The organism is Leifsonia sp. NPDC058292, from assembly GCF_042880955.1.
In the GTDB taxonomy this organism is placed as follows: domain Bacteria; phylum Actinomycetota; class Actinomycetes; order Actinomycetales; family Microbacteriaceae; genus Leifsonia.
In genome coordinates this window covers 1-22530 of the sequence record NZ_JBHVYL010000045.1, presented here as the reverse complement: position 1 = coordinate 22530, position 22530 = coordinate 1, and the positions used below count along the sequence as shown (strand labels likewise).

At 67.4% G+C, this 22530-nt stretch carries 24 protein-coding genes; 10 read left to right on the top strand and 14 right to left on the bottom strand.

Annotated elements, in window-relative coordinates; translation table 11 throughout:
• Positions 1-34: 34 nt before the first annotated feature.
• Positions 35-1228, bottom strand: coding sequence for an MFS transporter (locus ACFVWR_RS17220; protein ID WP_387214944.1), 1194 nt, complete (start codon positions 1226-1228; stop codon positions 35-37).
• A gap of 74 nt (positions 1229-1302) precedes the next feature.
• On the opposite strand from ACFVWR_RS17220, the gene ACFVWR_RS17215 reads away from it, so the two are divergent.
• Complete coding sequence (locus ACFVWR_RS17215) at positions 1303-1620, top strand: ArsR/SmtB family transcription factor (RefSeq protein ID WP_387214941.1); 318 nt, start codon at positions 1303-1305, stop codon at positions 1618-1620.
• 12 nt (positions 1621-1632) lie between these two features.
• Here ACFVWR_RS17215 and ACFVWR_RS17210 read toward each other — a convergent pair whose 3' ends face one another.
• From ACFVWR_RS17210 to ACFVWR_RS17160, 11 genes are all read right to left on the bottom strand, one after another.
• The gene (locus ACFVWR_RS17210) at positions 1633-1905 is read right to left on the bottom strand and encodes a PTS sugar transporter subunit IIB (RefSeq protein WP_387214938.1); all 273 of its coding nucleotides are present in this window, start codon (positions 1903-1905) and stop codon (positions 1633-1635) included.
• Complete coding sequence (locus ACFVWR_RS17205; protein WP_387214934.1) at positions 1902-2363, bottom strand: PTS sugar transporter subunit IIA; 462 nt, start codon at positions 2361-2363, stop codon at positions 1902-1904. The genes ACFVWR_RS17210 and ACFVWR_RS17205 overlap by 4 nt, the downstream gene beginning before the upstream one ends.
• 24 nt (positions 2364-2387) lie before the next feature.
• Complete coding sequence (locus ACFVWR_RS17200; protein WP_387214931.1) at positions 2388-3506, bottom strand: adenosine deaminase; 1119 nt, start codon at positions 3504-3506, stop codon at positions 2388-2390.
• A gap of 60 nt (positions 3507-3566) precedes the next feature.
• Positions 3567-4877, bottom strand: a complete 1311-nt coding sequence (locus ACFVWR_RS17195; protein WP_387214928.1) for a thymidine phosphorylase — start codon at positions 4875-4877, stop codon at positions 3567-3569.
• Between the two features lie 10 nt (positions 4878-4887).
• A complete protein-coding gene (locus ACFVWR_RS17190) occupies positions 4888-5319 on the bottom strand; it encodes a cytidine deaminase (protein WP_387214925.1) in 432 nt (143 codons plus the stop codon).
• On the bottom strand, positions 5316-6605 hold the full coding sequence (locus tag ACFVWR_RS17185; RefSeq protein ID WP_387214922.1) for an ABC transporter permease: 1290 nt from the start codon (positions 6603-6605) through the stop codon (positions 5316-5318). Before ACFVWR_RS17185 ends, ACFVWR_RS17190 begins: the two co-directional genes overlap by 4 nt.
• Positions 6602-7867 (bottom strand): ABC transporter permease, encoded by a 1266-nt coding sequence (locus ACFVWR_RS17180; RefSeq protein ID WP_387214919.1) that lies wholly within the window; start codon positions 7865-7867, stop codon positions 6602-6604. The genes ACFVWR_RS17185 and ACFVWR_RS17180 overlap by 4 nt, the downstream gene beginning before the upstream one ends.
• The gene (locus ACFVWR_RS17175) at positions 7864-9384 is read right to left on the bottom strand and encodes an ABC transporter ATP-binding protein (protein WP_387214916.1); all 1521 of its coding nucleotides are present in this window, start codon (positions 9382-9384) and stop codon (positions 7864-7866) included. The genes ACFVWR_RS17180 and ACFVWR_RS17175 overlap by 4 nt, the downstream gene beginning before the upstream one ends.
• Before the next feature lie 209 nt (positions 9385-9593).
• Positions 9594-10673: a BMP family protein gene (locus ACFVWR_RS17170; protein WP_387214913.1), complete on the bottom strand. Its 1080-nt coding sequence runs from the start codon at positions 10671-10673 to the stop codon at positions 9594-9596.
• A 177-nt stretch (positions 10674-10850) separates the two neighbouring features.
• Positions 10851-11984, bottom strand: a complete 1134-nt coding sequence (locus ACFVWR_RS17165) for a magnesium and cobalt transport protein CorA (RefSeq protein ID WP_387214910.1) — start codon at positions 11982-11984, stop codon at positions 10851-10853.
• Positions 11985-12037: 53 nt separating this feature from the next.
• Entirely contained in the window at positions 12038-13192 is a 1155-nt protein-coding gene (locus tag ACFVWR_RS17160; RefSeq protein WP_387214907.1) for a glycosyltransferase family 4 protein, read from the bottom strand.
• A 75-nt stretch (positions 13193-13267) separates the two neighbouring features.
• Between ACFVWR_RS17160 and ACFVWR_RS17155 the strand changes: the two genes are divergently transcribed.
• A complete protein-coding gene (locus tag ACFVWR_RS17155; RefSeq protein WP_387214904.1) occupies positions 13268-14392 on the top strand; it encodes a mannose-1-phosphate guanylyltransferase in 1125 nt (374 codons plus the stop codon).
• A 40-nt stretch (positions 14393-14432) separates the two neighbouring features.
• Here ACFVWR_RS17155 and ACFVWR_RS17150 read toward each other — a convergent pair whose 3' ends face one another.
• The gene (locus ACFVWR_RS17150) at positions 14433-14657 is read right to left on the bottom strand and encodes a hypothetical protein (protein WP_387214901.1); all 225 of its coding nucleotides are present in this window, start codon (positions 14655-14657) and stop codon (positions 14433-14435) included.
• 232 nt (positions 14658-14889) lie between these two features.
• Here ACFVWR_RS17150 and sdhC point away from each other — a divergent pair, with 232 nt between their 5' ends.
• From sdhC to ACFVWR_RS17130, 4 genes are read left to right on the top strand one after another with little or no spacing between them, the layout of a single operon-like run.
• Positions 14890-15228 carry a succinate dehydrogenase, cytochrome b556 subunit gene (gene sdhC / locus ACFVWR_RS17145; RefSeq protein ID WP_387214947.1) on the top strand — a complete coding sequence of 113 codons (339 nt, stop codon included), beginning with the start codon at positions 14890-14892 and terminating at the stop codon, positions 15226-15228.
• 2 nt (positions 15229-15230) lie between these two features.
• Positions 15231-15677 carry a succinate dehydrogenase hydrophobic membrane anchor subunit gene (locus ACFVWR_RS17140; protein ID WP_387214899.1) on the top strand — a complete coding sequence of 149 codons (447 nt, stop codon included), beginning with the start codon at positions 15231-15233 and terminating at the stop codon, positions 15675-15677.
• A 36-nt stretch (positions 15678-15713) separates the two neighbouring features.
• Positions 15714-17516: a succinate dehydrogenase flavoprotein subunit gene (gene sdhA, locus ACFVWR_RS17135; protein ID WP_387214896.1), complete on the top strand. Its 1803-nt coding sequence runs from the start codon at positions 15714-15716 to the stop codon at positions 17514-17516.
• Positions 17516-18277, top strand: a complete 762-nt coding sequence (locus tag ACFVWR_RS17130) for a succinate dehydrogenase iron-sulfur subunit (RefSeq protein WP_387214894.1) — start codon at positions 17516-17518, stop codon at positions 18275-18277. The genes sdhA and ACFVWR_RS17130 overlap by 1 nt, the downstream gene beginning before the upstream one ends.
• A 10-nt stretch (positions 18278-18287) precedes the next feature.
• Here the strand turns inward: ACFVWR_RS17130 and ACFVWR_RS17125 are convergent, their stop codons facing one another.
• Positions 18288-18593: an NIPSNAP family protein gene (locus ACFVWR_RS17125; protein ID WP_387214891.1), complete on the bottom strand. Its 306-nt coding sequence runs from the start codon at positions 18591-18593 to the stop codon at positions 18288-18290.
• A gap of 88 nt (positions 18594-18681) precedes the next feature.
• On the opposite strand from ACFVWR_RS17125, the gene ACFVWR_RS17120 reads away from it, so the two are divergent.
• The 4 genes from ACFVWR_RS17120 to ACFVWR_RS17105 are packed head-to-tail and all read left to right on the top strand — an operon-like array spanning position 18682 to position 22431.
• The gene (locus tag ACFVWR_RS17120; protein WP_387214888.1) at positions 18682-19920 is read left to right on the top strand and encodes a YihY/virulence factor BrkB family protein; all 1239 of its coding nucleotides are present in this window, start codon (positions 18682-18684) and stop codon (positions 19918-19920) included.
• Positions 19921-19930: 10 nt separating this feature from the next.
• Positions 19931-20767 (top strand): exodeoxyribonuclease III, encoded by an 837-nt coding sequence (locus tag ACFVWR_RS17115; RefSeq protein ID WP_387214885.1) that lies wholly within the window; start codon positions 19931-19933, stop codon positions 20765-20767.
• Between the two features lie 45 nt (positions 20768-20812).
• A complete protein-coding gene (gene trpS, locus ACFVWR_RS17110) occupies positions 20813-21823 on the top strand; it encodes a tryptophan--tRNA ligase (RefSeq protein WP_387214882.1) in 1011 nt (336 codons plus the stop codon).
• Positions 21820-22431, top strand: coding sequence for a GNAT family N-acetyltransferase (locus ACFVWR_RS17105; RefSeq protein ID WP_387214879.1), 612 nt, complete (start codon positions 21820-21822; stop codon positions 22429-22431). The genes trpS and ACFVWR_RS17105 overlap by 4 nt, the downstream gene beginning before the upstream one ends.
• Positions 22432-22530: the final 99 nt, after the last annotated feature.

Here is a 22530-nt window from a genome sequence, read left to right as displayed (position 1 = left end):
GTATACCTGCCACACTCGACCGCACCGGCCACAGTCATGCGATCTGGGCCGGGCGGGATGCGCGCCGACGGGCGTAGCCCGCGAGGAAGAGCGCCAGCGCGAGGGCTGTGACGATCGCCCCCACCGCGGGCACCGCCTCCGGCCCGCCGAGCGCGAGCGCGGCCGAGCCGATCGGCGGCGCGATCGCGATGCCGACGTACATCGCCGTCGAATACCACGAGAGCGCCAGGGCCGACGACGCCGGATCGACGGTCACAAGCCGGTGCTGCACCGGGATCGCGATGGCGAAGGCGGCCACGCCCCAGAGCGCGAACACCACGACCGAAGCCGCGAACGACGACTCGACGAACGGCAGCACCGCGAGGGCGACGATCTGCCCCGCCAGGGCGACGATCGCCGTCTTGCGGCTTCCGAATCGGTCGGTCAGCGGCCCCGCCACGATGTTGCCCGCCACACCGGCGACGCCGTAGGCGAGCAGCAACGTCGCCAGCAGCGCGCCCGATCCGCCCGTGGAGGCGTTGGTGACGGATGCGCTGAAGATGTACACGATGTTGAACCCCGCGATCATGAGCAGCGTCGTGCCGAGCGGCGCGAGCACCCGCCCGTCCAGCAGCGGCGCGAGTCGCTGCCTCAGGGTCACCGCCGGCGCGATCGGCACGCCCCGCACCAGTAGCGGGATCGCGACAGTGAGCACCACCGCGATCACCACGAGCAGGCCGAGCGGCAGCCGCCAGCCCGCCGCATCCCCGAGCGCCGTGCCGAACGGCGAGCCGACGGCCGTAGCGAGCGTGAACCCGGCCCCGACGATGGCGAGGGCGCGACCGCGCTGTTCGGGGCGTGCCAGGGATGCGGCGGCCGCTGTCGCCGTCGGAACGAGGGCCGCGCCTCCCACACCCGAGAGCGTGCGCCCGATCAGGAACAGTGGGAGCGAGGTCGCCGAGACCGCGAGCGCCCCGCCGATCGCGAACACGAGCAGCCCCGCGGCCATGAGCACCGCGCGGGGAACCCGCGGCAGCAGCACGGACACGAGCGGTGCGGCCACCGCGACGACGAGCGAGTATGAGGTGATCGAGTAGCTGACCTGGGTGGGAGTGGCCCCCAGGTCGCCCGCGATGGCCGGCAGCAGGCCCGCGATGACGAAGGCGTTGGTGCCGACGACGAACATGGCGAGGGCGAGCACCACCAGTTTCACCGTGGGGGTGCGATATGATCGTTCGACGGAAGTCATACGATCAATGTACGCAATAGTTCGATGAGTGTCAAACTATTTGCCGATCGGTCCGCGCACCACAGAGGAGGCACATGTCGGCCGAGTATCCAGCACCGGAGATGTCTGAGGTGCAGCTGGTCGACCTCCTCCGGGCGGTGGCCGATCCGATCCGGCTGCAGATCGTGCGCGTGCTCGCCGACGGCGGGCCGCACCCAAAGAGCGGCGCCGAATGGGGATTCGACGTTCAGAAGTCCACGCTGTCGCACCACTTCAAGGCCCTCCGCGAGGCGGGGGTCACCCTGACGATCGTGAACGGCCGCACTCACGCCATCCAGCTGCGCCGCGCCGAACTCGACGCCCGCTTTCCCGGTCTCGTCGACGCTCTGATCGCGCAGCCCGAGTCCGCCTGACCGGCCTGCGGGTCAGCCCAGCGCTTCGTCGAGCTTGCGCTCGATCTCGTCGAGGTCGAAGTAGTTGTCGACCACGACCACGTCTGCGTTGGTGGGAGGAATGGCGCTCACCAGTTCGGGAGACGTGAGGATGACCTGCGCGTTCGACGACGCCGAGGCGACGTTGGCGAGGTCGGAGGCCGTCACATCCGCGTCGATGTCGAGCCGCTTGAGCACGCGCTCGGCGTTCACCTTGAGGATGCCCGACGTGCCGACGCCCGCCCCGCAGATCGCGACGATCTTCATCGTGCCGCTCCTTCTTCGCTGGCGGCCATGATGCGCTGCACCTCGGCGACATCGGAGGCCGCGGCGAGGGCCGGGATGGCACCCGGATCGTTGAAGATGTTGGCGAGCTGAGCCACCGACGTCACGTGCGCATCCGGTGTGGCGACCGCGAGGCCGATGACCACACCGACCGGGTCGTTGTGCGGGTGCCCGAAGACCACGGGCTCGTCGAGGGTGACCACCGAGAGCCCGTCATGGATCACGTCGGGCCCCGGCCGGGCGTGCGCGAGGGCAAGCCCCGGCGCGATCACGATGTAGGCGCCGAACTCGTCGATGACCTGGATCATGCGCGCGCCGTACGTGTCTTCCGTCGCACCCGAGCGCGCGAGTGCCGCTCCCGCCAGCTCCACGGCCTCACGCCAGTCGGACGCGTGCGCGCCGACGGTGATGGCCGAATCCGGGAGCGGTGGGAGTTGCATATCCTCAGCGTATAGGTCGCCGGGTCACGAACCCTCGAAACCCGCTGTGATGATGTCGGCCAGCTCTTCGCGTTCTTCGAGGGGCAGGAAAGCCGAGCCCGCCGCGTTCAGCTGGAACACCTCGAGGTCGGTTGTGTCGTACTGGAACGCGTCGGCGAGGATAGACAGCTCGCGCGTGAGGGTCGTGCCGCTCATGAGGCGGTTGTCGGTGTTCACTGTCACGCGGAAGCCGAGCTGGTAGAGCAGATCGAACGGGTGGTCGAGGATGTCGTCGCCCCACGCCGCGATGGCGCCGGTCTGCAGGTTGGAGCTCGGGCTGGTCTCGAGTGCGATCTCCCGGTCTTTGACCCACTGGGCGAGGAGCCCGAGGGTCACGTACGTGTTCTCGTCGTCCTGTCGCTCGATCACGATGTCTTCGGCCAGACGCACGCCGTGGCCGAGGCGGAGCGCGCGCCCGTCGATGAGGGCGCCCCGGATGCTGTCCAGCCCGTCCGCCTCCCCCGCGTGCACCGTGGTCGGGAAGAACTGGGAGGCGAGGTAGTCGAAGGCCGCGCGGTGGTTGCCGGCCGGGAAGCCCGCCTCGGCGCCGGCGATGTCGAAGCCGACGACCCCGTTGTCGCGGTGGCGCACGGCGAGCTCCGCGATCTCGAGACCGCGGTCGGCGTGACGCATGGCCGTGACGAGCTGGCCGACGCGGATGGGGCGGCCCGTGCTGCGCACATCCTCGATGCCCTGCTCGATACCGGCCTGAACGGCTTCGACGGTCTCGTCGAGACTGAGCCCCGCGCCGAGGTGCTGTTCCGGCGCCCAGCGGATCTCGCCGTAGACGACGCCGTCGGAGCCCAGATCTTGCACGAACTCCCGCGCGACGCGCGACAGACCCGCCTCGGTCTGCATGACCGCCGTCGTGATGTCGAACGTCTTCAGGTACTCGACGAGTGACCCCGAGTTGGACTTCTCGGCGAACCAGGCGCCGAGCCCGGTCGCATCGTTGGCCGGCAGATCGAGCCCGATCTCTCGGGCGAGCTCGATGATCGTCGCGGGTCGGAGCCCGCCGTCGAGGTGGTCGTGCAGCGACACCTTGGGCAGCGCGGCGATGTCGGTTCCGTCGCTCAGCGTGTAGTTCTCGTTCTCGTCGGTCATGGTCTTCAATCTACTTGTCGCGCCCGCAGGTCGCGCGTGCCGGCGAGGCGGCCGGGATGGTCAGGAGATGCGGTCGGCGATGAGCGGGCCGCCGGTGAGCACCGGCTCGCCCGGGTCGCCGATGCGGTAAGCGCCGGCGACGGCTTCGAGAGCGCGCTCGAAGCGCGCGGGCTCGTCGGCCGAGAGGGTGAAGAGCGGCTGGCCTGCGCGCACGGTGTCGCCGGGCTTGGCGTGAAGGTCGATGCCGGCGGCGTGCTGCACCGGGTCCTGCTTGCGGGCACGGCCGGCGCCGAGACGCCAGGCTCCGATGCCGAACGGGAGCGCCTGCTGCTCGACGAGCACACCGTCGCGCTCAGCGACGACGGTATGGGTCTCCTTGGCGACCGGAAGCGCCGCGTCCGGGTCGCCGCCCTGCGCCTTGATGACCTCGCGCCACTTGTCCATGGCCCGGCCGTCGGCGAGCGCCGCCTCGACGTCAACGTCGGTCTTGCCGGCCAGCGCGAGCATCTCGCGGGCGAGCTCGACGGTCAGCTCCACGACATCCGCGGGCCCGCCACCGGCGAGCACCTCGACCGATTCGCGCACCTCGTTGGCGTTGCCGATGGCGAGACCGAGCGGCACGTTCATGTTGGTGAGCAGCGCAGACGTCGCGACGCCCGCGTCTTTGCCGAGGGCGACCATCGTGCGCGCGAGCTCGCGGGACTTCTCGATGTCTTTCAGAAACGCGCCGGACCCGAACTTCACGTCGAGCACGAGCGCGCCCGTCCCCTCGGCGATCTTCTTGCTCATGATCGAGGATGCGATCAGCGGGATGGCCTCGACCGTCCCCGTGATGTCGCGCAGCGCATAGAGCTTGCCGTCGGCGGGCGCGAGCCCCGAGCCTGCCGCGCAGATCACGCCGCCAACGTCCCGCAGCTGGTCGAACATCTGCTCGTTGGTGAGGTTGGCGCGCCAGCCGGGGATGCTCTCCAGCTTGTCGAGCGTTCCGCCCGTGTGGCCGAGCCCACGGCCGGAGAGCTGCGGCACGGCGACGCCGAACGTCGCGACCAGGGGCATCAGCGGCAGGGTGATCTTGTCGCCGACGCCGCCGGTGGAGTGCTTGTCGGTGGTCGGCTTGCCGAGGCCGGCGAAGCTCATCCGCTCCCCCGACGCGATCATCGCCATCGTGAGGTCTTTGATCTCGCGGCGGGTCATGCCGTTGATGAAGATGGCCATCGTCATCGCGGCCATCTGCTCGTCGCCGACGTAGCCTCGCGTGTACGCGTCGATCAGCCAGTCGATCTCGGCCGTCGAGAGCTCGCCGCGGTCGCGCTTGGCATGGATGAGGTCGACGGCGTCGAACGCCTCGACAGCGCCAGGGGTGGTGGTCACGGGTGGTTCCTTACTTCTCGTCGGCGTAGGCGGCGAGGGTGCGCGGGCCGAACGCATCCGGCAGCACCTCGTCGATCGTGCGGATGCCGGAAACGGTCTCCAGCAGCATCCCCTCGGCCGAGTGCTCGTAGAGCAGCTGTCGGCAGCGCCCGCAGGGCATCAGGATGTTGCCGTGCCCGTCGACGCAGGTGAAGGCCACGAGGTGGCCACCGCCGGTCAGGTGCAGGGCGGAGACCAGGCCGCACTCCGCGCAGAGAGTCACGCCGTAGCTGGCGTTCTCCACGTTGCAGCCGGTGATCACCCTGCCGTCGTCGACCAGCGCCGCCACGCCCACCGGGAAGTTGGAGTACGGCGCGTAGGCGTGGGTCATCGCCTCGGCCGCTGCCGCTCGCAGCGCATCCCAGTCGATGGCAGCAGGCGCTTCGGGTGTCAGGGCGCTCATGACTTGATGTACGGCTTACCGTCGGCCGCGGGCGCCCGGGAGAGCCCGACCAGGCCGGCGACCGCGAAGATCGTGACGACGTAGGGCAGCATGAGCATGAACTCGCTCGGCACGGGAGACCCGATGATGCCGAGCACGTTCTGCAGGTTCGACGCGAAGCCGAACAGCAGTGCCGCGAGGGTGGCCCGGATGGGGTCCCACCGTCCGAAGATCACAGCGGCGAGGGCGATGAAGCCCTGACCCGCCGTCATCTCCTTCGAGAAGGCTCCCACCGACCCGAGCGTGAAGTACGCGCCACCGAGACCGGCCACGGCGCCCGCGAGGGAGACGTTCCAGAACCGGGTGCTGTTCACCTTGATGCCGACCGTGTCGGCGGCCTCGGGATGCTCGCCCACCGACCGCAGGCGCAGACCCCACCGGGTGTGGAACAGTCCGTACCACACGGCGAACACGGCGATGTACATCAGGTATTCGATGATCGTCTGGTGGAACAGCACCGGGCCGATGATCGGGATGTCGCTGAGCACCGGGATGGGCCACTCGGGCAGGCGGGGCGGGTGGTTCAGCACTGTCGGGTCGGCCGCGAGCACCTTCGAGTACAGGAAGCTCGTGAGACCGGTGACGAGCACGTTGAGCACGACACCGACGATCACCTGGTCGACGAGATACTTGATCGCGAAGGCCGCGAGCACGAACGAGACGAGCACACCGGCGACGACCGCCGCGAAGAGGCCGACGACCCAGCTTCCGGTCAGCGTCGCGACCATGGCCGAGACGAATGCACCGGCCAGGAGCTGGCCTTCGATCGCCACGTTGACGACGCCGCCGCGCTCGGAGATCACGCCGCCGAGCGCGCCGAACACCAGCGGCACGGACAGGCTGACCGTTCCGAGCAGCAGGCCGGTGACGGGAACCGGTAGCTCGCCGGAGCCGGCCCACGCGAGGAAGCCGAACATGAAGATCAGGGCGAAGAGGATGACCGCCCAGATCGGCGTCTTGCGGGCCTGCGACGACAGGTAGAAGCTGCCGGCCGCGATGATGGCGAGCAGGATCGTCACGATGATCGTGGTGCTGAAGGTGTCGACCACCAGGTTCGGGAGCACGATCTTGTCGCTCTTGTCGCTGAAGCGGAACGTGCTCGCACCGTGGCGGGAGAATCCGAAGAAGAGGATCAGGCTGAGAACGACGAAGGCGCCGAACGCGATCGGGGCCTTCCAGCTGCGGATCGTTGCCTTCTCGAGCACGATGGGGGACGAATCGGGGATGACGGGTGTCGCGGTGCTCATTTCGCCGCCACCTCCTTCGTGACGATGGGACGCGGTCTCCGAGGCGACTGCCCCGGCGTCGGCAGATGGAAGATCGCGCGCACGAGCGGCGGCGCGGCGACGAACAGCACGATGAGGGACTGCACGACGAGCACGATGTCGATCGGGATGTCGTTGGCCGCCTGGATCGTGTAGCCACCGGCCTTCAGCGCGCCGAACAACAGGCCGGCCACGAACACGCCCCACGGGCGCGAACGCCCGAGCAGGGCGACGGTGATCGCGTCGAAGCCGATGCCGGCGTCCACGCCCGAGCTGATGCCGGCCGGGAAGACGCCGAGCGCCTGGCTCGCACCGGCGATGCCGATCAGGCCACCGGCGATGAGCATCGCGTAGAGGTACATGTTCTTGACGTTGATGCCGGCGACGCGAGCCGCGTTCGGGTTCTCACCGACGGCGCGGAACCGGAAGCCGAGGTTGGAGCGGTTGATCAGCCACCACACGAACACCGTCGCGCCGATGACGACGATCAGCGCCCAGGTGAGGTTGTACTGCGGCCCGAAGAGAGGCGGGAAGATCGCGGTGTCTTTGATCGGGGGCGCCTTGGGGTTGTTCGACCCCGGAGCCTGCAGCAGACCCTGTGTGCGCAGCATGAACGAGATCAGGTAGAAGGCGATGTAGTTGAGCATGATCGTCACGATCACCTCATGGGCGCCCGTTCTCGCTTTGAGCAGGCCGACGATACCTGCCCAGACCGCGCCACCGGCGATGCCGGCGGCGACCGCGACCACGAGGTGCACGACCGGCGGCAGGTTGAACGAGAAGCCCACCCAGGCGGCGCAGGCCGCTGCGATGAGGATCTGTCCCTGGCCACCGATGTTGAACAGGCCGACACGGAATGCGAGCGCAACGCCGAGACCGCTGACGATCAGCGGCGTCGCAAAGGTGAGGGTCTCAGTGAGTGGCCGGATGCCGGCTTCGAACGTGGGGCGACGGAAGTTGTAGATCGCGCCCTGGAACATCGACGTGTATGCGCTGGAGACGGAGTTCCAGACGGCCACGACCGTGTCACCGGGTCGCGCGAAGAAGTAGCCCGCGGCCTTCTGAACCTCCGGGTCGGTGATCGCGATCAGAATCGCGCCGACGACGAGTGCGATGACGACAGCGAGGATCGAGATCACGACGCTCCCGCCCATGATCTCGCGGGCGGCCTTGCTCCAGCGTGAAGGCTCCTCGCCGGGCGTCTTCTGCTGAGCGAGCCCTGGGGCCGTCTCGGTCCCGGTCATGCTGCGACTCCTGCATCTGCCGGCAGCTCGCCGGCCATCATGAGGCCGAGCACGTCGCGCGACGTGTTACCCGGCACGATTCCTACGATTCCTCCGCGGTACATCACCGCGATCCTGTCTGCGAGGGCGGCGACCTCGTCGAGTTCGGTCGACACGACGATCACCGGGATGCCCGAATCCCGGGTCTCGACGATGCGCTTGTGCACGAACTCGATCGAGCCGACGTCGAGTCCGCGGGTGGGCTGGGCGGCGACGAAGAGCCGGAGTTCCCGGCTCAGTTCGCGGGCAAGAACGACCTTCTGGGCGTTTCCTCCCGAAAGACGACCGACTTTCGTGTCGATCCCCTGGGTGCGCACGTCGAACTCCCGCACCTTCTCCTCGGCGAACTCGTTGAGATAGCCGAGCTGGAGGTTCGCCCCCTTCACGAAGGGTGCTCCACTCGAGCGGTCGAGCATGAGGTTCTCCGCGATCGTGAACTCGCCGACGAGGCCGTCTTCGTTGCGGTCTTCGGGAACGAAACCCACGCCCGAGTCGAGCACTCTGCGCACGCTGTGCCCCTGAATGCTCTTTCCGTCGAGCTCGATCTCGCCCTCGACCCGCGGCTGCAGGCCGAGAATCGCCTCCGTGAGCTCGGTCTGGCCGTTGCCCTGCACCCCGGCGATGGCGAGGATCTCGCCCGCCTTGACGTCGAAGCTCACGCGGTTGACCACGAGCTGACCGATCGGGTCGATGACGGACAGGTCGCGCACCACGAGCGCCGGAGCGCCAGGGTCGGCGGGGGTCTTCTCAACGGTGAGAGAGACCGCGCGACCGACCATCATCGATGCCATCTCCGTGTTCGACGCCGTGGGTGCCACCTCGCCGACGACCTTGCCGAGACGGATCACGGTGATCTTGTCGGCGACTTCGCGCACCTCGCGCAGCTTGTGCGTGATGAAGACGATGGCTGTGCCCTGCTCTTTGAGCTGGCGCATGATGCCCATCAGTTCGTCGGTCTCCTGCGGCGTGAGCACCGCGGTCGGCTCGTCGAACACGAGCACCTTCGCGTTCTGCGACAGGGCCTTGATGATCTCGACCCGCTGCTGGACGCCGACCGGTAGGTCTTCGACGAGCGCATCCGGGTCGACATCGAATCCGAAACGGGCCGAGATCTCACGCACTCGCTTGCGCGCCGCAGCGAGGTCGAGGCGCCCGCCGAACTTCGTCTGCTCGTGACCGAGCATGACGTTCTCGGCCACGGTGAACACGGGGATCAGCATGAAATGCTGGTGCACCATGCCGATGCCAGCCTTCATGGCGTCGCCGGGTCCGGCGAAGCGCTGGACGACGTCGTCGAGCAGGATCTCGCCCTCCTCGGCCCGATACAGGCCGTAGAGCACGTTCATGAGTGTGGACTTGCCGGCGCCGTTCTCTCCGAGGAGACAGTGGACCTCGCCTGGCTCGACCGTGAGGTCGATGTGGTCGTTGGCGACCAGGGCACCGAACCGTTTGGTGATGCCGCGAAGTTCGAGCTTCATTCGGGTGGGGTTCCTTCTCTACTCGCCCGGGTGGAGCGAAAGCGCGCGGGACGGGAGGTGGGCCGCAGTGCGCGTCTACACCCTAACCTTTTGCACATATGTCAGTGTGTGCTCAATTGAGCGTCGGGACAACTGCGTCGAGCACGGGCCAAAAGACCGGGGAGGCCAGCGCTGCTGACCTCCCCGGCTGTGGTGCTGCGGTGGTGCGACTACTTGGGCGACGACGGCGACGTGACCTTGATGGACCCGTCGATGATGCCGGCCTTGATCTTGTCGAGCTCGCCCTGCAGACCCGAGTCGACCTTCGACTCGAAGTCGTGGAACGGGGCCAGGCCGACGCCGTCGTTCTTCAGCGTTCCCACGTAGGGGGTGTTGGAGAACTTGCCGTTCGCGGCGTCGGTGACGACGTCGTTGGTGGCGGGCTTCATGCCCTTCATGACCGAGGTCAGGAGCAGATCCTTGACGCTCGGGTCGGAGAGGTAGACGTCGGCGTCGACGCCGATCATCGCGATCGGCTTGCCCGAGTCCTTGATCGCCTGTGCGGCGCTCTGGTAGATCGGTCCACCGACGGGCATGATGACGTCGGCGTTCTGGTCGATGAGGCCCTGAGCGGTGTTCTTCGCGGTCTCGTTGGCGTCGAAGCCGCCGGTGAAGGCGCCGTTCTGAGCGTCGACGTCCCAGCCGACGACCTTGACCGACTTGCTCTTCTGCTCGTTGAAGTACTTGACTCCATCGGCGAAGCCATCCATGAAGATGGTGACGGTCGGGATCTGCATGCCACCGAAGGTGCCGACGATGCCGGTCTTCGAGTAGCTGGCCGACGCGTAGCCCGCGAGGAACGCGGCCTGGGCGGTGTCGAAGATGATCGGCTTGACGTTCTTCGCCTGGATCGAGCTGTCGTCGATGATGGCGAAGTCGATGTCGGGGTTCGCGGTCGCAGCCTTCTTCGTGGCATCGGCGAGCAGGAAGCCGACGGTCACGACGAGGTTGCAGTTGGCGTCGACCATGCTCTGGATGTTCGGAGCGAAGTCGTTCTCACTCTTCGACTCTGCTTTCTTGTACTTCACGCCGAGCTTGTCGGACGCCTGCGTGAGACCGTTGAACCCGAGTTCGTTGAACGAGTGGTCGTCGAATCCGCCGGAGTCGGAGACCATGCAGGGCAGGAAGTCGCTCTTCGCGCCGCCGCTGGACGAGGAGTCCGATGGGGCCGCCGAGCAGGCGGCGAGCAGCGACATTACGCCGATCGCCGCGAGACCGAGCAGGCCGGCCTTACGTGCTGTGGTTGTCAAGGTGGTGTCCTCCAAGAAGATGGCCTACGGGTGAGGCCGTTATGCGTTTCACGTTACCGAATGTGTCGAACGGCCTTGTCCGAAATCCGGCTTCTTCATGTAAGCGTTACAAATGCGCCGGTGAATGACACCTGCTCATTTGAGCAGGTGTCACTCACCCGGGGGACACCGTCTCCTCTAGAGCCAGCCCCGCTTGCGGAACACGACGTAGAGCACGCTGCTCAGACCGAGCATCGCGAGCACCGCGAGCGGATAGCCGAACGTCCACTCCAGCTCGGGCATATGGGTGAAGTTCATCCCGTAGATGCCCGCGACGAGCGACGGCGCGAAGAGGATCGCAGCCCACGACGAGATCTTCTTGACCTGCTCCCCCTGCTCGTGCGTGGAGTGCGCGAGCCTCGCCATCTCCTCGTTGCGGCGCTCGGAGACGAGCGTCGAGTTCACCGTGAGGATGTCGCGCAACAGCTGCCGGAATCCGTCGACACGCTCGTTCACCTGGATGAGGTGGTCGGAGACGTCGCGCAGTGCCCTCTGCAGTTCCTGCGTGACGCCGTACTTCTCCGACCCGTGCTCCAGAGCGATCATGACCGAGGTGAGCGGATGCGTCGCGCGCTGGAACTCGATGACCTCGCGGGACAGCTCGTAGATGCGCCGGGAGACCAGTGCGTCACCGCCGAACACCTGCGTCTCGATCTCGTCGATGTCGTTGGCGAGGCCGGCGACGACCGGACTGTACGCATCCACCACCGCGTCGATGATGGCGTAGAGGATGGCCTGGGTGCCCAGGGCGAGCAGCTCCGGCTCCCGCTCCATCCGCTGCCGCACGTGCGAGAGGTCGGGCGACTCGCTGTGGCGCACCGTGATGACGAAGTTCGGCCCGACGAAGAGGTGCAGCTCGCCGAAGTCGACCTCCTCGGGAACGTCGAGGTAGTTGGCCGCTTTGAGCACGACGAAGAGAACGCCGTCGTATCGCTCGAGCTTCGGTCGCTGGTGGGCGACGATCGCATCCTCGATGGCCAGCTGGTGCAGCCCGAACTCGTCGGCGAGCGACATGAGCTCCTGGGCGCTCGGCCGGTAGAGGCCGATCCACGCGACGCCGTCCGGTGTCGCGTCGAGAGCGCGGTACGTCTCGGACAGCGAGCGCGGAGACGCCACCCGCCGCCCCTGCGAGTAGATGGCGCTGTCGACCATGCTCGGCCGCTGGTCGCGCGGGGTCGTCTGTTCGGTGACCGGCGATGAGGGAGGGTCCACCCGGCGGGTTCTGGCGACGAAGGGCATCTGGATGCCGCGACGGTTGCTGTTGGGGGCCATGGGTCACCTCCGGTGGTGTGCGTGTGTTGTCTCGTCCCTTCGCGAAGGGCGCCTCAACTGTACGCGCGCTCGATGTCGAACCGCTGAACCGCTTCGACACGGTCGAGGATGACGGTTTCGTAGTGCCTGAGCAGTTGGTCGCACACGACGTCCCACGACCGGCCGAGCACCGCTCGACGGCCGGCCTCGCCCATCCGTAGTCGCAGCGGGGTGTCGGCCACGAGCATCCCGACCGCCGCGCGCAGGGCGCCGTCGTCGCCGCTCGGATAGAGCAGTCCGTCGGTGCCGTGGTCGACCAGGTCGATCGGACCTCCCGCCCGCGGAGCGACGACGGGGATGCCCGACGCGTGCGCCTCCTGCACGGTCTGACCGAAGGTCTCCTCCGACCCGGTGTGCACGAACAGGTCGAACGCGGCGTACGCGGCCGCGAGGTCGTCGCCGCCGAGCCGGCCGAGCCAGGTGGTGGGAACCCCCCTCAGCGCTGCGGCGACCGCCGACCGCGCAGGTCCATCGCCCACGATCGCGAGGTGCACATCCCTCATGCCCTTCAGCGAGCGCAGCCGCTCGACCTGCTTCTCCGGCGCGATGCGGCCGACGTAGCCCACCACGAGTTCGCCGTCGGGCGAGAGTTGCTCGCGCAGGTCCCGCGCTCGCCGGCCGCGACGGTTGTTGGGGTGGTACCGCTCGAGGTCGACGCCGCGTCCCCACCGTTCGAGCCGGTGCACGCCCGCCGAGCGGAGGTCGTATTCGGACGCCGACGACGGGACGAGCGTGAGGTCTGCCCCGTCGTGCACCCAGCGCACGTACTTCCAGGCGATGGCCGACGTCATCCCGAGCCCGTTGCGCCGGGCGAACCCGGCGACGTCGGTCTGGTAGATCGCGACGGAGGGCACACCCAGCCGGTTGGCCGCCGCTATCCCCTGCGCTCCCAGCAGAAACGGCGAGGCCGCGTGCAGCACGTCGGGAGCGAACCGGGTCAGGATGCGCTGCACCTGCGGGCTCGGCAGCCCCACCGGGAACTGCCGGTAGGCGATCGACGGCATTTGGTGCACGGGGAAGCCGGCGTACTCGGTGGGCGCACTGGCGTCGGGGCAGATCACGATCGCCTCGTGCCCGGTGGCGGCCAGATGGTCGAGCACCCGGCAGACGCTCGTCGTGACCCCGTTGACGGTGGGGAGGAAGCTCTCGCTGATGACCGCGATCCGCATGTGCGTCACGCTACGGACGTCGCATGACCGCGTCGTGAACACCGGGTGACCAGGCCGTCTCGGTATCCTTTCGACATGGCTCGTCAACAGAACCCGATCGACCGCTTCTACAGCGTCATCCCCGCCGGTGGCATCGGCTCCCGGCTGTGGCCGCTGTCGAGGGCCGACGCTCCGAAGTTTCTGCACGACCTGACCGGCTCGGGCCAGACGCTGCTGCGCGACACGTGGGATCGCCTCGTGCCCCTCTCGGGCGAACAGCGGATCATGGTCGTCACCGGGCGCGCCCACCGCGCCGCCGTCGAGACCCAACTGCCGTCGCTGACCGACCCGAACGTCGTGCTCGAATCGGAGCCCCGCGACTCGACGGCCGCGATCGGGCTGGCCGCCGCCATCCTCGAACGGCGTGAGCCCGGAGTGATCATCGGCTCGTTCGCCGCCGACCACGTCATCAAGAACCAGAGACTCTTCGGCTCGGCCGTGCGGGAAGCGGTCGCCGCCGCCGACGCCGGCTTCATCACCACCATCGGCATCCGCCCCACCGAGCCCGCGATCGGGTTCGGCTACATCCGCTCCGCCGGAACGCTGGACATCGCCGGCGCTCCGAGCGCCCTGTCGGTGACCGAGTTCGTGGAGAAGCCCGACCTCGCCACGGCGGAGTCGTACGTGGAGAGCGGAAACTACCTCTGGAACGCCAGCATGTTCATCTCGCGCGCCGATCGGCTGCTCGAGGAGATCGGTCGCTCGGAGCCCGAACTGCTCGCCGGCCTGCTCGAACTCGCCGAAGCGTGGGACGACCCCGCGAAGCGCGGCCCCGCCGTCGACCGCATCTGGCCCGATCTCAAGAAGATCGCCATCGACTACGCCGTCGCGGAACCAGCCGCGGCGCAGGGCAAGCTCGCGGTCATCCCTGGCTACTTCGACTGGGACGACGTGGGCGACTTCGCCTCGCTCGCGAAGCTGAACTCCGGTGGCCGCAAGTCGGATCTGGCCATCCTCGGCGAGAACGCCCGCGTGCTCTCGGATGCCTCCAGCGGCATCGTCGTGAGCCAGTCCGGCCGCGTGATCAGCCTCATCGGGGTCAAAGACATCGTGGTCGTCGACACCCCGGATGCGCTGCTGGTGACCACGAGTGAGAACGCCCAGCGCGTGAAAGCGGTGGTGGACGCGCTGAAGCTCACCGGCTCGACCGACGTGCTCTAGGCCGCCCGCGCTCTAGGTGCGCCGAGCCGCCCGTTCGTGGTCAGTCCACCTGCGACGGCCCTTGGTGCACGCTCTGCACGATGCGCGAGATCTGCTCGTCGTCGAGCTGGATGTCCGCGTCAGCGAGGCGCTGGCGCAGCAGCTTCTCGGCATCCTCCTGCGGGCGCAACTGCAGGTCGGCCGCGAGCTGATCGACGAGACCCTGCACCTTCTCGCCCTGGCCGGCCTCGTCGCTTCCGTCCATGATCGGTTCGTTCTGGGTCATGACCGGGACGGTACGCCCCTCCCACGGACGCGCAAGATTTGTCTCGACATCGAGACAGTTAGGGGTGCCTAACCAGCGCATCCGACCGCCGCGGCATACACTGGCTGTGCGCTCTCGCGCGTTCTTTTGCGATCACAACCAGGGAGGGTTGTTCGTGCCAGACCAAGCGGCAGGAACCCTGCAACCGACCAAGAACAGGCCGGGCGGAACACTGTACCGGGGCCGAGAGGGAATGTGGTCGTGGGTGCTTCACCGCATCACCGGCGTCGCCATCTTCTTCTTCCTTCTCGTGCACGTTCTCGACACCTCGCTCGTGCGGGTGAGCCCCGAGGCGTACAACGCGGTGATCGGCACCTACAAGAACCCGATCATGGGGCTGGGTGAGATCGCCCTCGTCGGCGCCATCATCTTCCACGCGTTCAACGGCATCCGCATCATCCTCATCGACTTCTGGAGCAAGGGCGTCAAGTACCAGAAGGCGATGTTCTACATCGTCATCGTGCTCTGGGTGGTTCTGATGGCCGGCTTCGTGCCCGTGCAACTCGTCCACATCTTCGGGGAGGCCGGCTGATCATGACCACCATCGACACTCCGCGCAGCCCGGCCCGCCCCGTTCGCCGCAAAGGCGTGAACTGGGAGAAATGGGGCTGGATCTACATGCGCCTCTCGGGCATCGTGCTGATCATCCTCATCTTCGGTCACCTGTTCGTGAACCTCGTCATGGGCGACGGCGTCAAGCAGATCGACTTCGCGTTCATCGGCGGCAAGTACGCCACGCCGTTCTGGCAAGTCTGGGACCTGCTGATGCTGTGGCTGGCGCTCATCCACGGTGGCAACGGCATGCGCACGCTGGTCAACGACTACGCGTACAACAAGACGGTCAACCGCATCCTCAAGTGGGCCATCGCCGCCGCCGTAGTGGTGCTCGTCGTGCTCGGCACGCTCGTGATCTTCACCTTCGAACCGTGCCCCGCAGGCGCACCGGCCGACCTTCTGCCGTCGTTCTGCCCGGTCAAGTAACTCCTCTCAAGTAGCCAACGACTACGGAAAAAAGCTGTGACAACTGATACGAACGAATCCACCGTCATCGACGGCGTCCACTACCACGAGTTCGACATCGTCATCGTCGGCGCCGGCGGCGCCGGGATGCGGGCGGCGATCGAGGCCGGCCCCCACGCCAAGACCGCGGTGATCTCGAAGCTCTACCCCACGCGATCCCACACGGGCGCGGCGCAGGGCGGCATGGCCGCTGCCCTCGCCAACGTGGAGGAGGACAACTGGGAGTGGCACACCTTCGACACGGTCAAAGGTGGCGACTACCTGGTCGACCAGGATGCTGCGGAGATCCTCGCGAAAGAGGCGATCGACGCGGTCATCGACCTCGAGAACATGGGCCTCCCCTTCAACCGCACCCCCGAGGGGAAGATCGATCAGCGGCGCTTCGGCGGCCACACCCGCGACCACGGCAAGGCTCCCGTGCGCCGTGCCTGCTACGCGGCCGACCGCACCGGCCACATGATCCTGCAGACGCTGTTCCAGAACTGCGTCAGGCTCGGCATCAACTTCTTCAACGAGTTCTACGTGCTCGACGTGATCATGAACGAGGTCGACGGCGTCGACCAGCCCGCGGGCGTCGTGGCCTATGAGCTCGCCACCGGAGAGCTGCACGTCTTCCACTCGAAGGCGATCATCTTCGCCACCGGCGGCTTCGGCAAGATCTTCAAGACCACCTCCAACGCCCACACCCTCACCGGCGACGGCGTCGGCATCATCTGGCGCAAGAAGCTGCCACTGGAAGACATGGAGTTCTTCCAGTTCCATCCGACCGGTCTGGCCGGGCTGGGCATCCTGCTGACCGAGGGCGCCCGCGGTGAGGGCGCCATCCTCCGCAACGCCAGCGGTGAGCGGTTCATGGAGCGCTACGCGCCCACCATCAAAGACCTCGCGCCGCGCGACATCGTCGCCCGCTGCATGGTGCAGGAGGTGGCCGAGGGCCGCGGCGCCGGGCCGCACAAGGACTACGTGCTGCTCGACTGCACCCACCTGGGCGCCGAGGTGCTGGAGACCAAGCTCCCCGACATCACCGAGTTCGCCCGCACCTATCTGGGCGTCGACCCCGTGGTCGAGCCCGTGCCGGTCATGCCGACCGCGCACTACGCGATGGGCGGCATCCCCACCAACAACAACGCCGAGGTACTGCGCGACAACACCACCGTCGTTCCGGGCCTCTACGCCGCCGGCGAGTGTGCCTGCGTCTCCGTGCACGGCTCCAACCGCCTCGGCACCAACTCGCTGCTCGACATCAACGTGTTCGGCAAGCGCGCCGGCAACAACGCGGTCGAATACATCAAGTCGGCCACGGCCGTTCCGCTGCCCGAAGACCCCGCAGCCTTCGTGCGCGGCCTGATCGGCGACCTGCGGTCGGGAACCGGCACGGAGCGCATCGCGGCCATCCGCAAAGAACTGCAGGACGAGATGGACAAGAACGCTCAGGTGTTCCGCACTGACGAGTCCCTCGCCAAGGTCACCGAGACCATCCACGGCCTGCGCGAGCGCTACAAGAACATCGTCGTGCAAGACAAGGGCAAGCGGTTCAACACCGACCTGCTCGAGGCCGTCGAGCTCGGGTTCCTGCTCGACCTCGCCGAGGTCGTCGTCTTCTCCGCGCGCAACCGCAAGGAAAGCCGCGGCGGCCACATGCGCGACGACTTCCCGAAGCGCGACGACGAGAACTACATGAAGCACACCATGGCCTACCTGTCGGGCGACCCGCACTCGTCCGACGCGGCCGACCACATTCGTCTCGACTGGAAGCCTGTCGTCATGACCCGCTACGAGCCGATGGAGAGGAAGTACTGATGTCGAACGCCGTACTCGAGACCCCGCCCGCACCCGAGGCGCCCATCCAGTCGTTCACCGTCACCCTGATCATCCGCCGCTTCGACCCGGATGTGGACACCGAGCCGCGCTGGCAGGACTTCGACGTCGAGATGTTCCCGACCGACCGCATCCTCGACGCCCTGCACAAGATCAAGTGGGAGCAGGACGGGTCGCTCACGTTCCGCCGCTCCTGCGCGCACGGCATCTGCGGCTCGGATGCGATGCGCATCAACGGCCGCAACCGCCTGGCCTGCAAGACCCTCATCAAAGACCTCGACATCTCGAAGCCGATCTACGTCGAGGCCATCAAGGGTCTGCCGCTCGAGAAAGACCTGATCGTCGACATGGAGCCGTTCTTCGCCTCCTACCGCGAGGTTCAGCCGTTCCTCGTCGCCAACTCGACCCCGCCGAAGGACAAGGAGCGCATCCAGTCGGTCGCCGACCGCGCTCGCTTCGACGACACCACCAAGTGCATCCTCTGCGCCGCGTGCACCTCGTCGTGCCCGGTGTTCTGGACCGACGGCCAGTACTTCGGCCCGGCGGCGATCGTCAACGCGCACCGCTTCATCTTCGACTCCCGCGACGACAACTCGCAGGTGCGTCTCGACATCCTCAACGACAAAGAGGGCGTGTGGCGCTGCCGCACCACCTTCAACTGCACCGACGCGTGCCCCCGTGGCATCCAGGTGACTCAGGCGATCGCCGAGGTCAAGCAGGCGATCATGCGGGGAAAAAGGTAGAAGGCGCCCGCTACTCGAACAGCGGGGTGAGGAAGCGGCGCTCGTAGCGACGGATGCAGCGCGTCTCCCGCGCGAACTGGAACGCCTCGATGCACTCCGGGTCCACCGCGGCCGCCGCTCGGTATTGCTCGTACTCGGCGAGTGACGGGAAGGTGAACAGCGCGAACGCCTCGTCGCTGTCGCCCTCGCTCGGCAGGAAGTAGCCGTGGTGGGTTCCGCCGAGCCGGTCGACCAGGCGGATCCAGCGCTGTCCGTACTCGGTGAACTCCGCCAGCTTGTCGGGGTCGATCTCGTATCGGAGGTGGATGGTGATCACGGTCGCTCGCTCTCGGTGTCGCGGATGGGGTCGCCGGCGATTCTACGGGGCGCCTCCCGCCACGCTCCTCGCTCGCTAGGCTGAGCGCGTGGCCCGGAGGAAGCAGAAGGAGGCGCCGTCGGCGCAGCCCGATCCTGCGGTGCAGCGCGCCGAGGGCACGGTGGAGCCCGACGAGTCTCTGCGGGAACGTTTCATCGACGCCGCCGAGCCCATCCGTGAGCGACTGGAGAGGCCCGTCGCCCGGGTGACCCTGTGGGCCAAGTGGGTGAAGAACCTCCGCCCGTACCGGGTGTACATCAACTTCTCGCACAGCGACGGCAACCTCCGTGCGGCCGGGATGGGCTTCCAGTCGATCTTCGCGATCTTCGCCGCCATCTGGCTGGGCTTCTCGGTCGCCGGCATCTGGCTCGCCAGCAACCCCGACATCTACAAAGCGCTCGTCACCCTCATCAATCGCCTGGTGCCCGGACTGATCTCGACGGCCAGCACCCCGGGCGTGATCGACTCGACCGAGCTGGAGTCGGCCAGCTCGTTCGGCTGGGCCGGCATCATCGCCGCGATCGGCCTGCTCTGGACGGCCATCGGCTGGCTGTACTACACCCGGCAGGCCGTGCGCGCGGTGTTCGGCCTGAGCCGCGACACCACGAACTACGTGCTGCAGAAGATCCGCGACCTCGGCCTGGCGCTCGCCTTCGGAATCGTGCTCGTCGTCTCGGCTCTGCTCACCATCCTCAGCACCCAGGCGCTCACCCTCGTGCTCCAGCTGGTCGGGTTGAGCAGCGACTCGTTCTGGACGAACCTCGTCGCACGCTCGTCCGGATTGCTCGTGTCGGTGATCCTCAACATCTTCACGCTCGGGGCGATGTTCCGCGTGCTCGCGCGGGTGGCCATCCCCTGGCGCAACCTCTTCTTCGGGGCACTGCTCGGGAGCGCGGCTCTGGCCGGGCTGAGCGCCCTCGGCGGTCTGCTGCTCGGCGGGACGTCGAAGAACCCGCTGCTTGCGACGTTCACCGTCTTCATCGGTCTGCTGCTCTGGTTCAACCTGGTGTCACGAGTGATCCTGCTCTCGGCATCGTGGATCGCGGTCGGGATGTTCGACCGCGGTCTCTCCCCACGGATGGTCACGCCCGAGCAGGTCGCCGCCGAACAGGCCGCCGCCGAGCACAATGCGAGGGTGGTCGTCGCCAGAGCCGAGCTCGCGGATGCCCACGCGGCGCTGGCGAAAGCGCGCTGGCTGGGGCGGCTGCGCGCGCAACACGCTGTCGAACGGGCTCAGAACCAGCTCAACGACATCCTCGACGAGGGCGGCGTCGGTCGTCCCCGGTAGGCTTGTTGCCATGCCTGCAAAGCCCCTGCGTATCGCCACGATCAACACGAACGGCATCCGCGCCGCTTTCCGCAAGGGCATGGGAACCTGGCTCGATCAGCGGGATGTGGACATCCTCGCGATCCAGGAGGTTCGCGCCTCCACCGAAGACATCCAGCAGCTCCTCGGCGGCGACTGGGACATCCTGCACGACCCGGCCACGGCCAAAGGTCGTGCCGGGGTCGCGATCGCGAGCCGGCATCGCGCATCGATCCACCGCGTCGTGCTCGGCCCCGACGACTTCGACAGCGCGGGGCGCTGGCTCGAGGCCGACTACGAGGTGAACGGCACCGTGATCACGGTGGTCAGCACCTACGTGCACTCGGGCGAGGCCGACACCCCCAAGCAGGTCGAGAAGTACAAGTTTCTCGACGCGATGGAGTCCCGCCTCCCTGAGTTGCAGAAACACAGCGAATACGCCGTGGTGCTCGGCGACCTGAACGTGGGCCACCGCACTCTCGACATCCGCAACTGGAAGGGCAACGTCAAGCGCGCGGGCTTCCTGCCGGCGGAGCGCGAATACTTCGACCGGATCGTCGGCGCCGAGAGTGACGCGAACTACAACGCCGGCGCCGGCCTCGGCTGGGTGGATGTCGGCCGCAAGTTCGCCGGCGAGGTCGACGGGCCGTACACGTGGTGGTCGTGGCGGGGCAAGGCGTTCGACAACGACAGCGGCTGGCGCATCGACTACCAGCTGGCCACTCCGGCCCTCGCGGCGACGGCCAAGAGCTACTCGGTCGATCGCGCAGCGGCCTACGACGAGCGATGGTCCGACCACACGCCTGTGGTCGTCGACTACGCCATCTGACCCCCTCCTTCTCTTCTTCTTTCTCTTTTCTAAGGCAGAAAACTCATGACTCAGCTCCCCCGCCTGTACTCGGGCATGCAACCATCGGCTGACTCCCTGCACCTGGGCAACTACATCGGCGCCTTGCTGCAGTGGAAAGACCTCCAGTCGAACCACGACGCCTTCTTCTCGGTGGTCGACCTGCACGCCATCACCGTTCCGCAAGACCCGGCCGAGCTGCGCGAAAAGACGCGCCGCACCGCCGCGCAGTACATCGCCGCCGGCATCGACCCATCGGTGTCGACCCTGTACGTGCAGTCGCACGTACCCGCTCACGCCGAACTCGCTTGGGTGCTGAGCACGATCACCGGGTATGGCGAGGCCGCGCGGATGACCCAGTTCAAAGACAAGTCCGCCAAGCAGGGCGCGGAGGCTACCTCGGTCGGCCTGTTCACCTACCCCGTGCTGATGGCGGCCGACATCCTGCTCTACGACGCGAACGTCGTGCCGGTCGGCGACGACCAGCGCCAGCACGTCGAGCTCACCCGCGACCTGGCCCAGCGGTTCAACAGCCGGTTCGGCGACACGTTCGTGGTGCCGCAGGCGATGATTCTGAAAGACGCCGCCCGCATCTACGACCTGCAGAACCCCACCGCGAAGATGTCGAAGTCAGCAGACTCGGCCGCCGGTCTCATCAACCTGCTCGACGAGCCGTCGGCCAGCGCGAAGAAGATCATGCGCGCCGTCACCGACACCGACGGCGTGGTCTCGTACGACCGCGAGGGCAAGCCCGGCATCTCCAACCTGCTCTCGATCTATTCGGCCCTCACCGGCCGCACCGTGGAGTCCATCGAGCTGGAGTTCGACGGCAAGGGCTACGGCGACTTCAAGAAGGGGCTGGCCGAGGTCGTCGTCGAGACCTTCTCCCCCGTTCGCGAGCGCGCGCTCGAGCTGCTCGCCGACCCGGCGGAGCTCGACCGCATCCTCGCCCGCAACGCCGACCGCGCCAGCCAGATCGCCGAGGCAACGCTCGGCAAGGTCTACGACCGCATCGGTCTGCTGCGAACCGCTCGATGAGCACCGCGGCGCCGCTCGAACCCGTCGTGCTGACGGGTTCGAGCGTCGTATTGTCGATCCCCGGTGAACGCGACATCGACCGGATCGCCGAGCTGTGCCGGGAGGAGGCGATCTCGACCTGGACGACGGTGCCCGAACCGTACACGCGAGCAGACGCAGAGTCGTTCGTCATGGGCATGGTGACCCGGGGATGGGCTCAGGGCACAGGCTGCACCTGGGCTATCCGGCGCGAAGCGCGGGGCACGCTCGTGGGCATGATCGGGCTCGACGGCATCGGCGACGGCGAGGCGGAGCTCGGCTTCTGGCTTGCGCCCGACGCCCGCGGCCTCGGACTGATGAGTCAGGCCGTCTCTCTCGTGATCGACTTCGCCTTCGAGCCCGCAGCGCTCGGCCTGCAGCGTGTCGTGTGGCACGCCTTCACCGGAAACGCGGCCTCCGCATCCGTCGCCCGTCGTGCCGGCTTCCGCTTCGAGGGCACCCGCCGCCTCGGCGGTTCCCAGCGCGGCCGCCGCCTCGACGACTGGCAGGCCGCGCTGCTCGCGACCGACGCCCGCGAGCCCGCCGCCGGCTGGCCCGAGCCGACCTTCGTGCAACGCTCCCCCGCCTGACCCCCCTGTCTGTTCGTGCCAAACGCGCGGTTCAGAGCGCTCCAACCGCACTTTTCGCACGAACAGAACCATCACCCCGCACACACAGAAGCGCCTGTG

What these genes read in the sequence shown, in the direction of transcription:
- ACFVWR_RS17220 (WP_387214944.1), bottom strand. Translation starts at nt 1,228, where the DNA reads ATGACTTCCGTCGAACGATCATATCGCACCCCCACGGTGAAACTGGTG.
- ACFVWR_RS17215 (WP_387214941.1), top strand. Translation starts at nt 1,303, where the DNA reads ATGTCGGCCGAGTATCCAGCACCGGAGATGTCTGAGGTGCAGCTGGTC.
- ACFVWR_RS17210 (WP_387214938.1), bottom strand. Translation starts at nt 1,905, where the DNA reads ATGAAGATCGTCGCGATCTGCGGGGCGGGCGTCGGCACGTCGGGCATC.
- ACFVWR_RS17205 (WP_387214934.1), bottom strand. Translation starts at nt 2,363, where the DNA reads ATGCAACTCCCACCGCTCCCGGATTCGGCCATCACCGTCGGCGCGCAC.
- ACFVWR_RS17200 (WP_387214931.1), bottom strand. Translation starts at nt 3,506, where the DNA reads ATGACCGACGAGAACGAGAACTACACGCTGAGCGACGGAACCGACATC.
- ACFVWR_RS17190 (WP_387214925.1), bottom strand. Translation starts at nt 5,319, where the DNA reads ATGAGCGCCCTGACACCCGAAGCGCCTGCTGCCATCGACTGGGATGCG.
- ACFVWR_RS17185 (WP_387214922.1), bottom strand. Translation starts at nt 6,605, where the DNA reads ATGAGCACCGCGACACCCGTCATCCCCGATTCGTCCCCCATCGTGCTC.
- ACFVWR_RS17180 (WP_387214919.1), bottom strand. Translation starts at nt 7,867, where the DNA reads ATGACCGGGACCGAGACGGCCCCAGGGCTCGCTCAGCAGAAGACGCCC.
- ACFVWR_RS17175 (WP_387214916.1), bottom strand. Translation starts at nt 9,384, where the DNA reads ATGAAGCTCGAACTTCGCGGCATCACCAAACGGTTCGGTGCCCTGGTC.
- ACFVWR_RS17165 (WP_387214910.1), bottom strand. Translation starts at nt 11,984, where the DNA reads ATGGCCCCCAACAGCAACCGTCGCGGCATCCAGATGCCCTTCGTCGCC.
- ACFVWR_RS17160 (WP_387214907.1), bottom strand. Translation starts at nt 13,192, where the DNA reads ATGCGGATCGCGGTCATCAGCGAGAGCTTCCTCCCCACCGTCAACGGG.
- ACFVWR_RS17155 (WP_387214904.1), top strand. Translation starts at nt 13,268, where the DNA reads ATGGCTCGTCAACAGAACCCGATCGACCGCTTCTACAGCGTCATCCCC.
- ACFVWR_RS17150 (WP_387214901.1), bottom strand. Translation starts at nt 14,657, where the DNA reads ATGACCCAGAACGAACCGATCATGGACGGAAGCGACGAGGCCGGCCAG.
- sdhC (WP_387214947.1), top strand. Translation starts at nt 14,890, where the DNA reads ATGTGGTCGTGGGTGCTTCACCGCATCACCGGCGTCGCCATCTTCTTC.
- ACFVWR_RS17140 (WP_387214899.1), top strand. Translation starts at nt 15,231, where the DNA reads ATGACCACCATCGACACTCCGCGCAGCCCGGCCCGCCCCGTTCGCCGC.
- ACFVWR_RS17130 (WP_387214894.1), top strand. Translation starts at nt 17,516, where the DNA reads ATGTCGAACGCCGTACTCGAGACCCCGCCCGCACCCGAGGCGCCCATC.
- ACFVWR_RS17115 (WP_387214885.1), top strand. Translation starts at nt 19,931, where the DNA reads ATGCCTGCAAAGCCCCTGCGTATCGCCACGATCAACACGAACGGCATC.
- trpS (WP_387214882.1), top strand. Translation starts at nt 20,813, where the DNA reads ATGACTCAGCTCCCCCGCCTGTACTCGGGCATGCAACCATCGGCTGAC.
- ACFVWR_RS17105 (WP_387214879.1), top strand. Translation starts at nt 21,820, where the DNA reads ATGAGCACCGCGGCGCCGCTCGAACCCGTCGTGCTGACGGGTTCGAGC.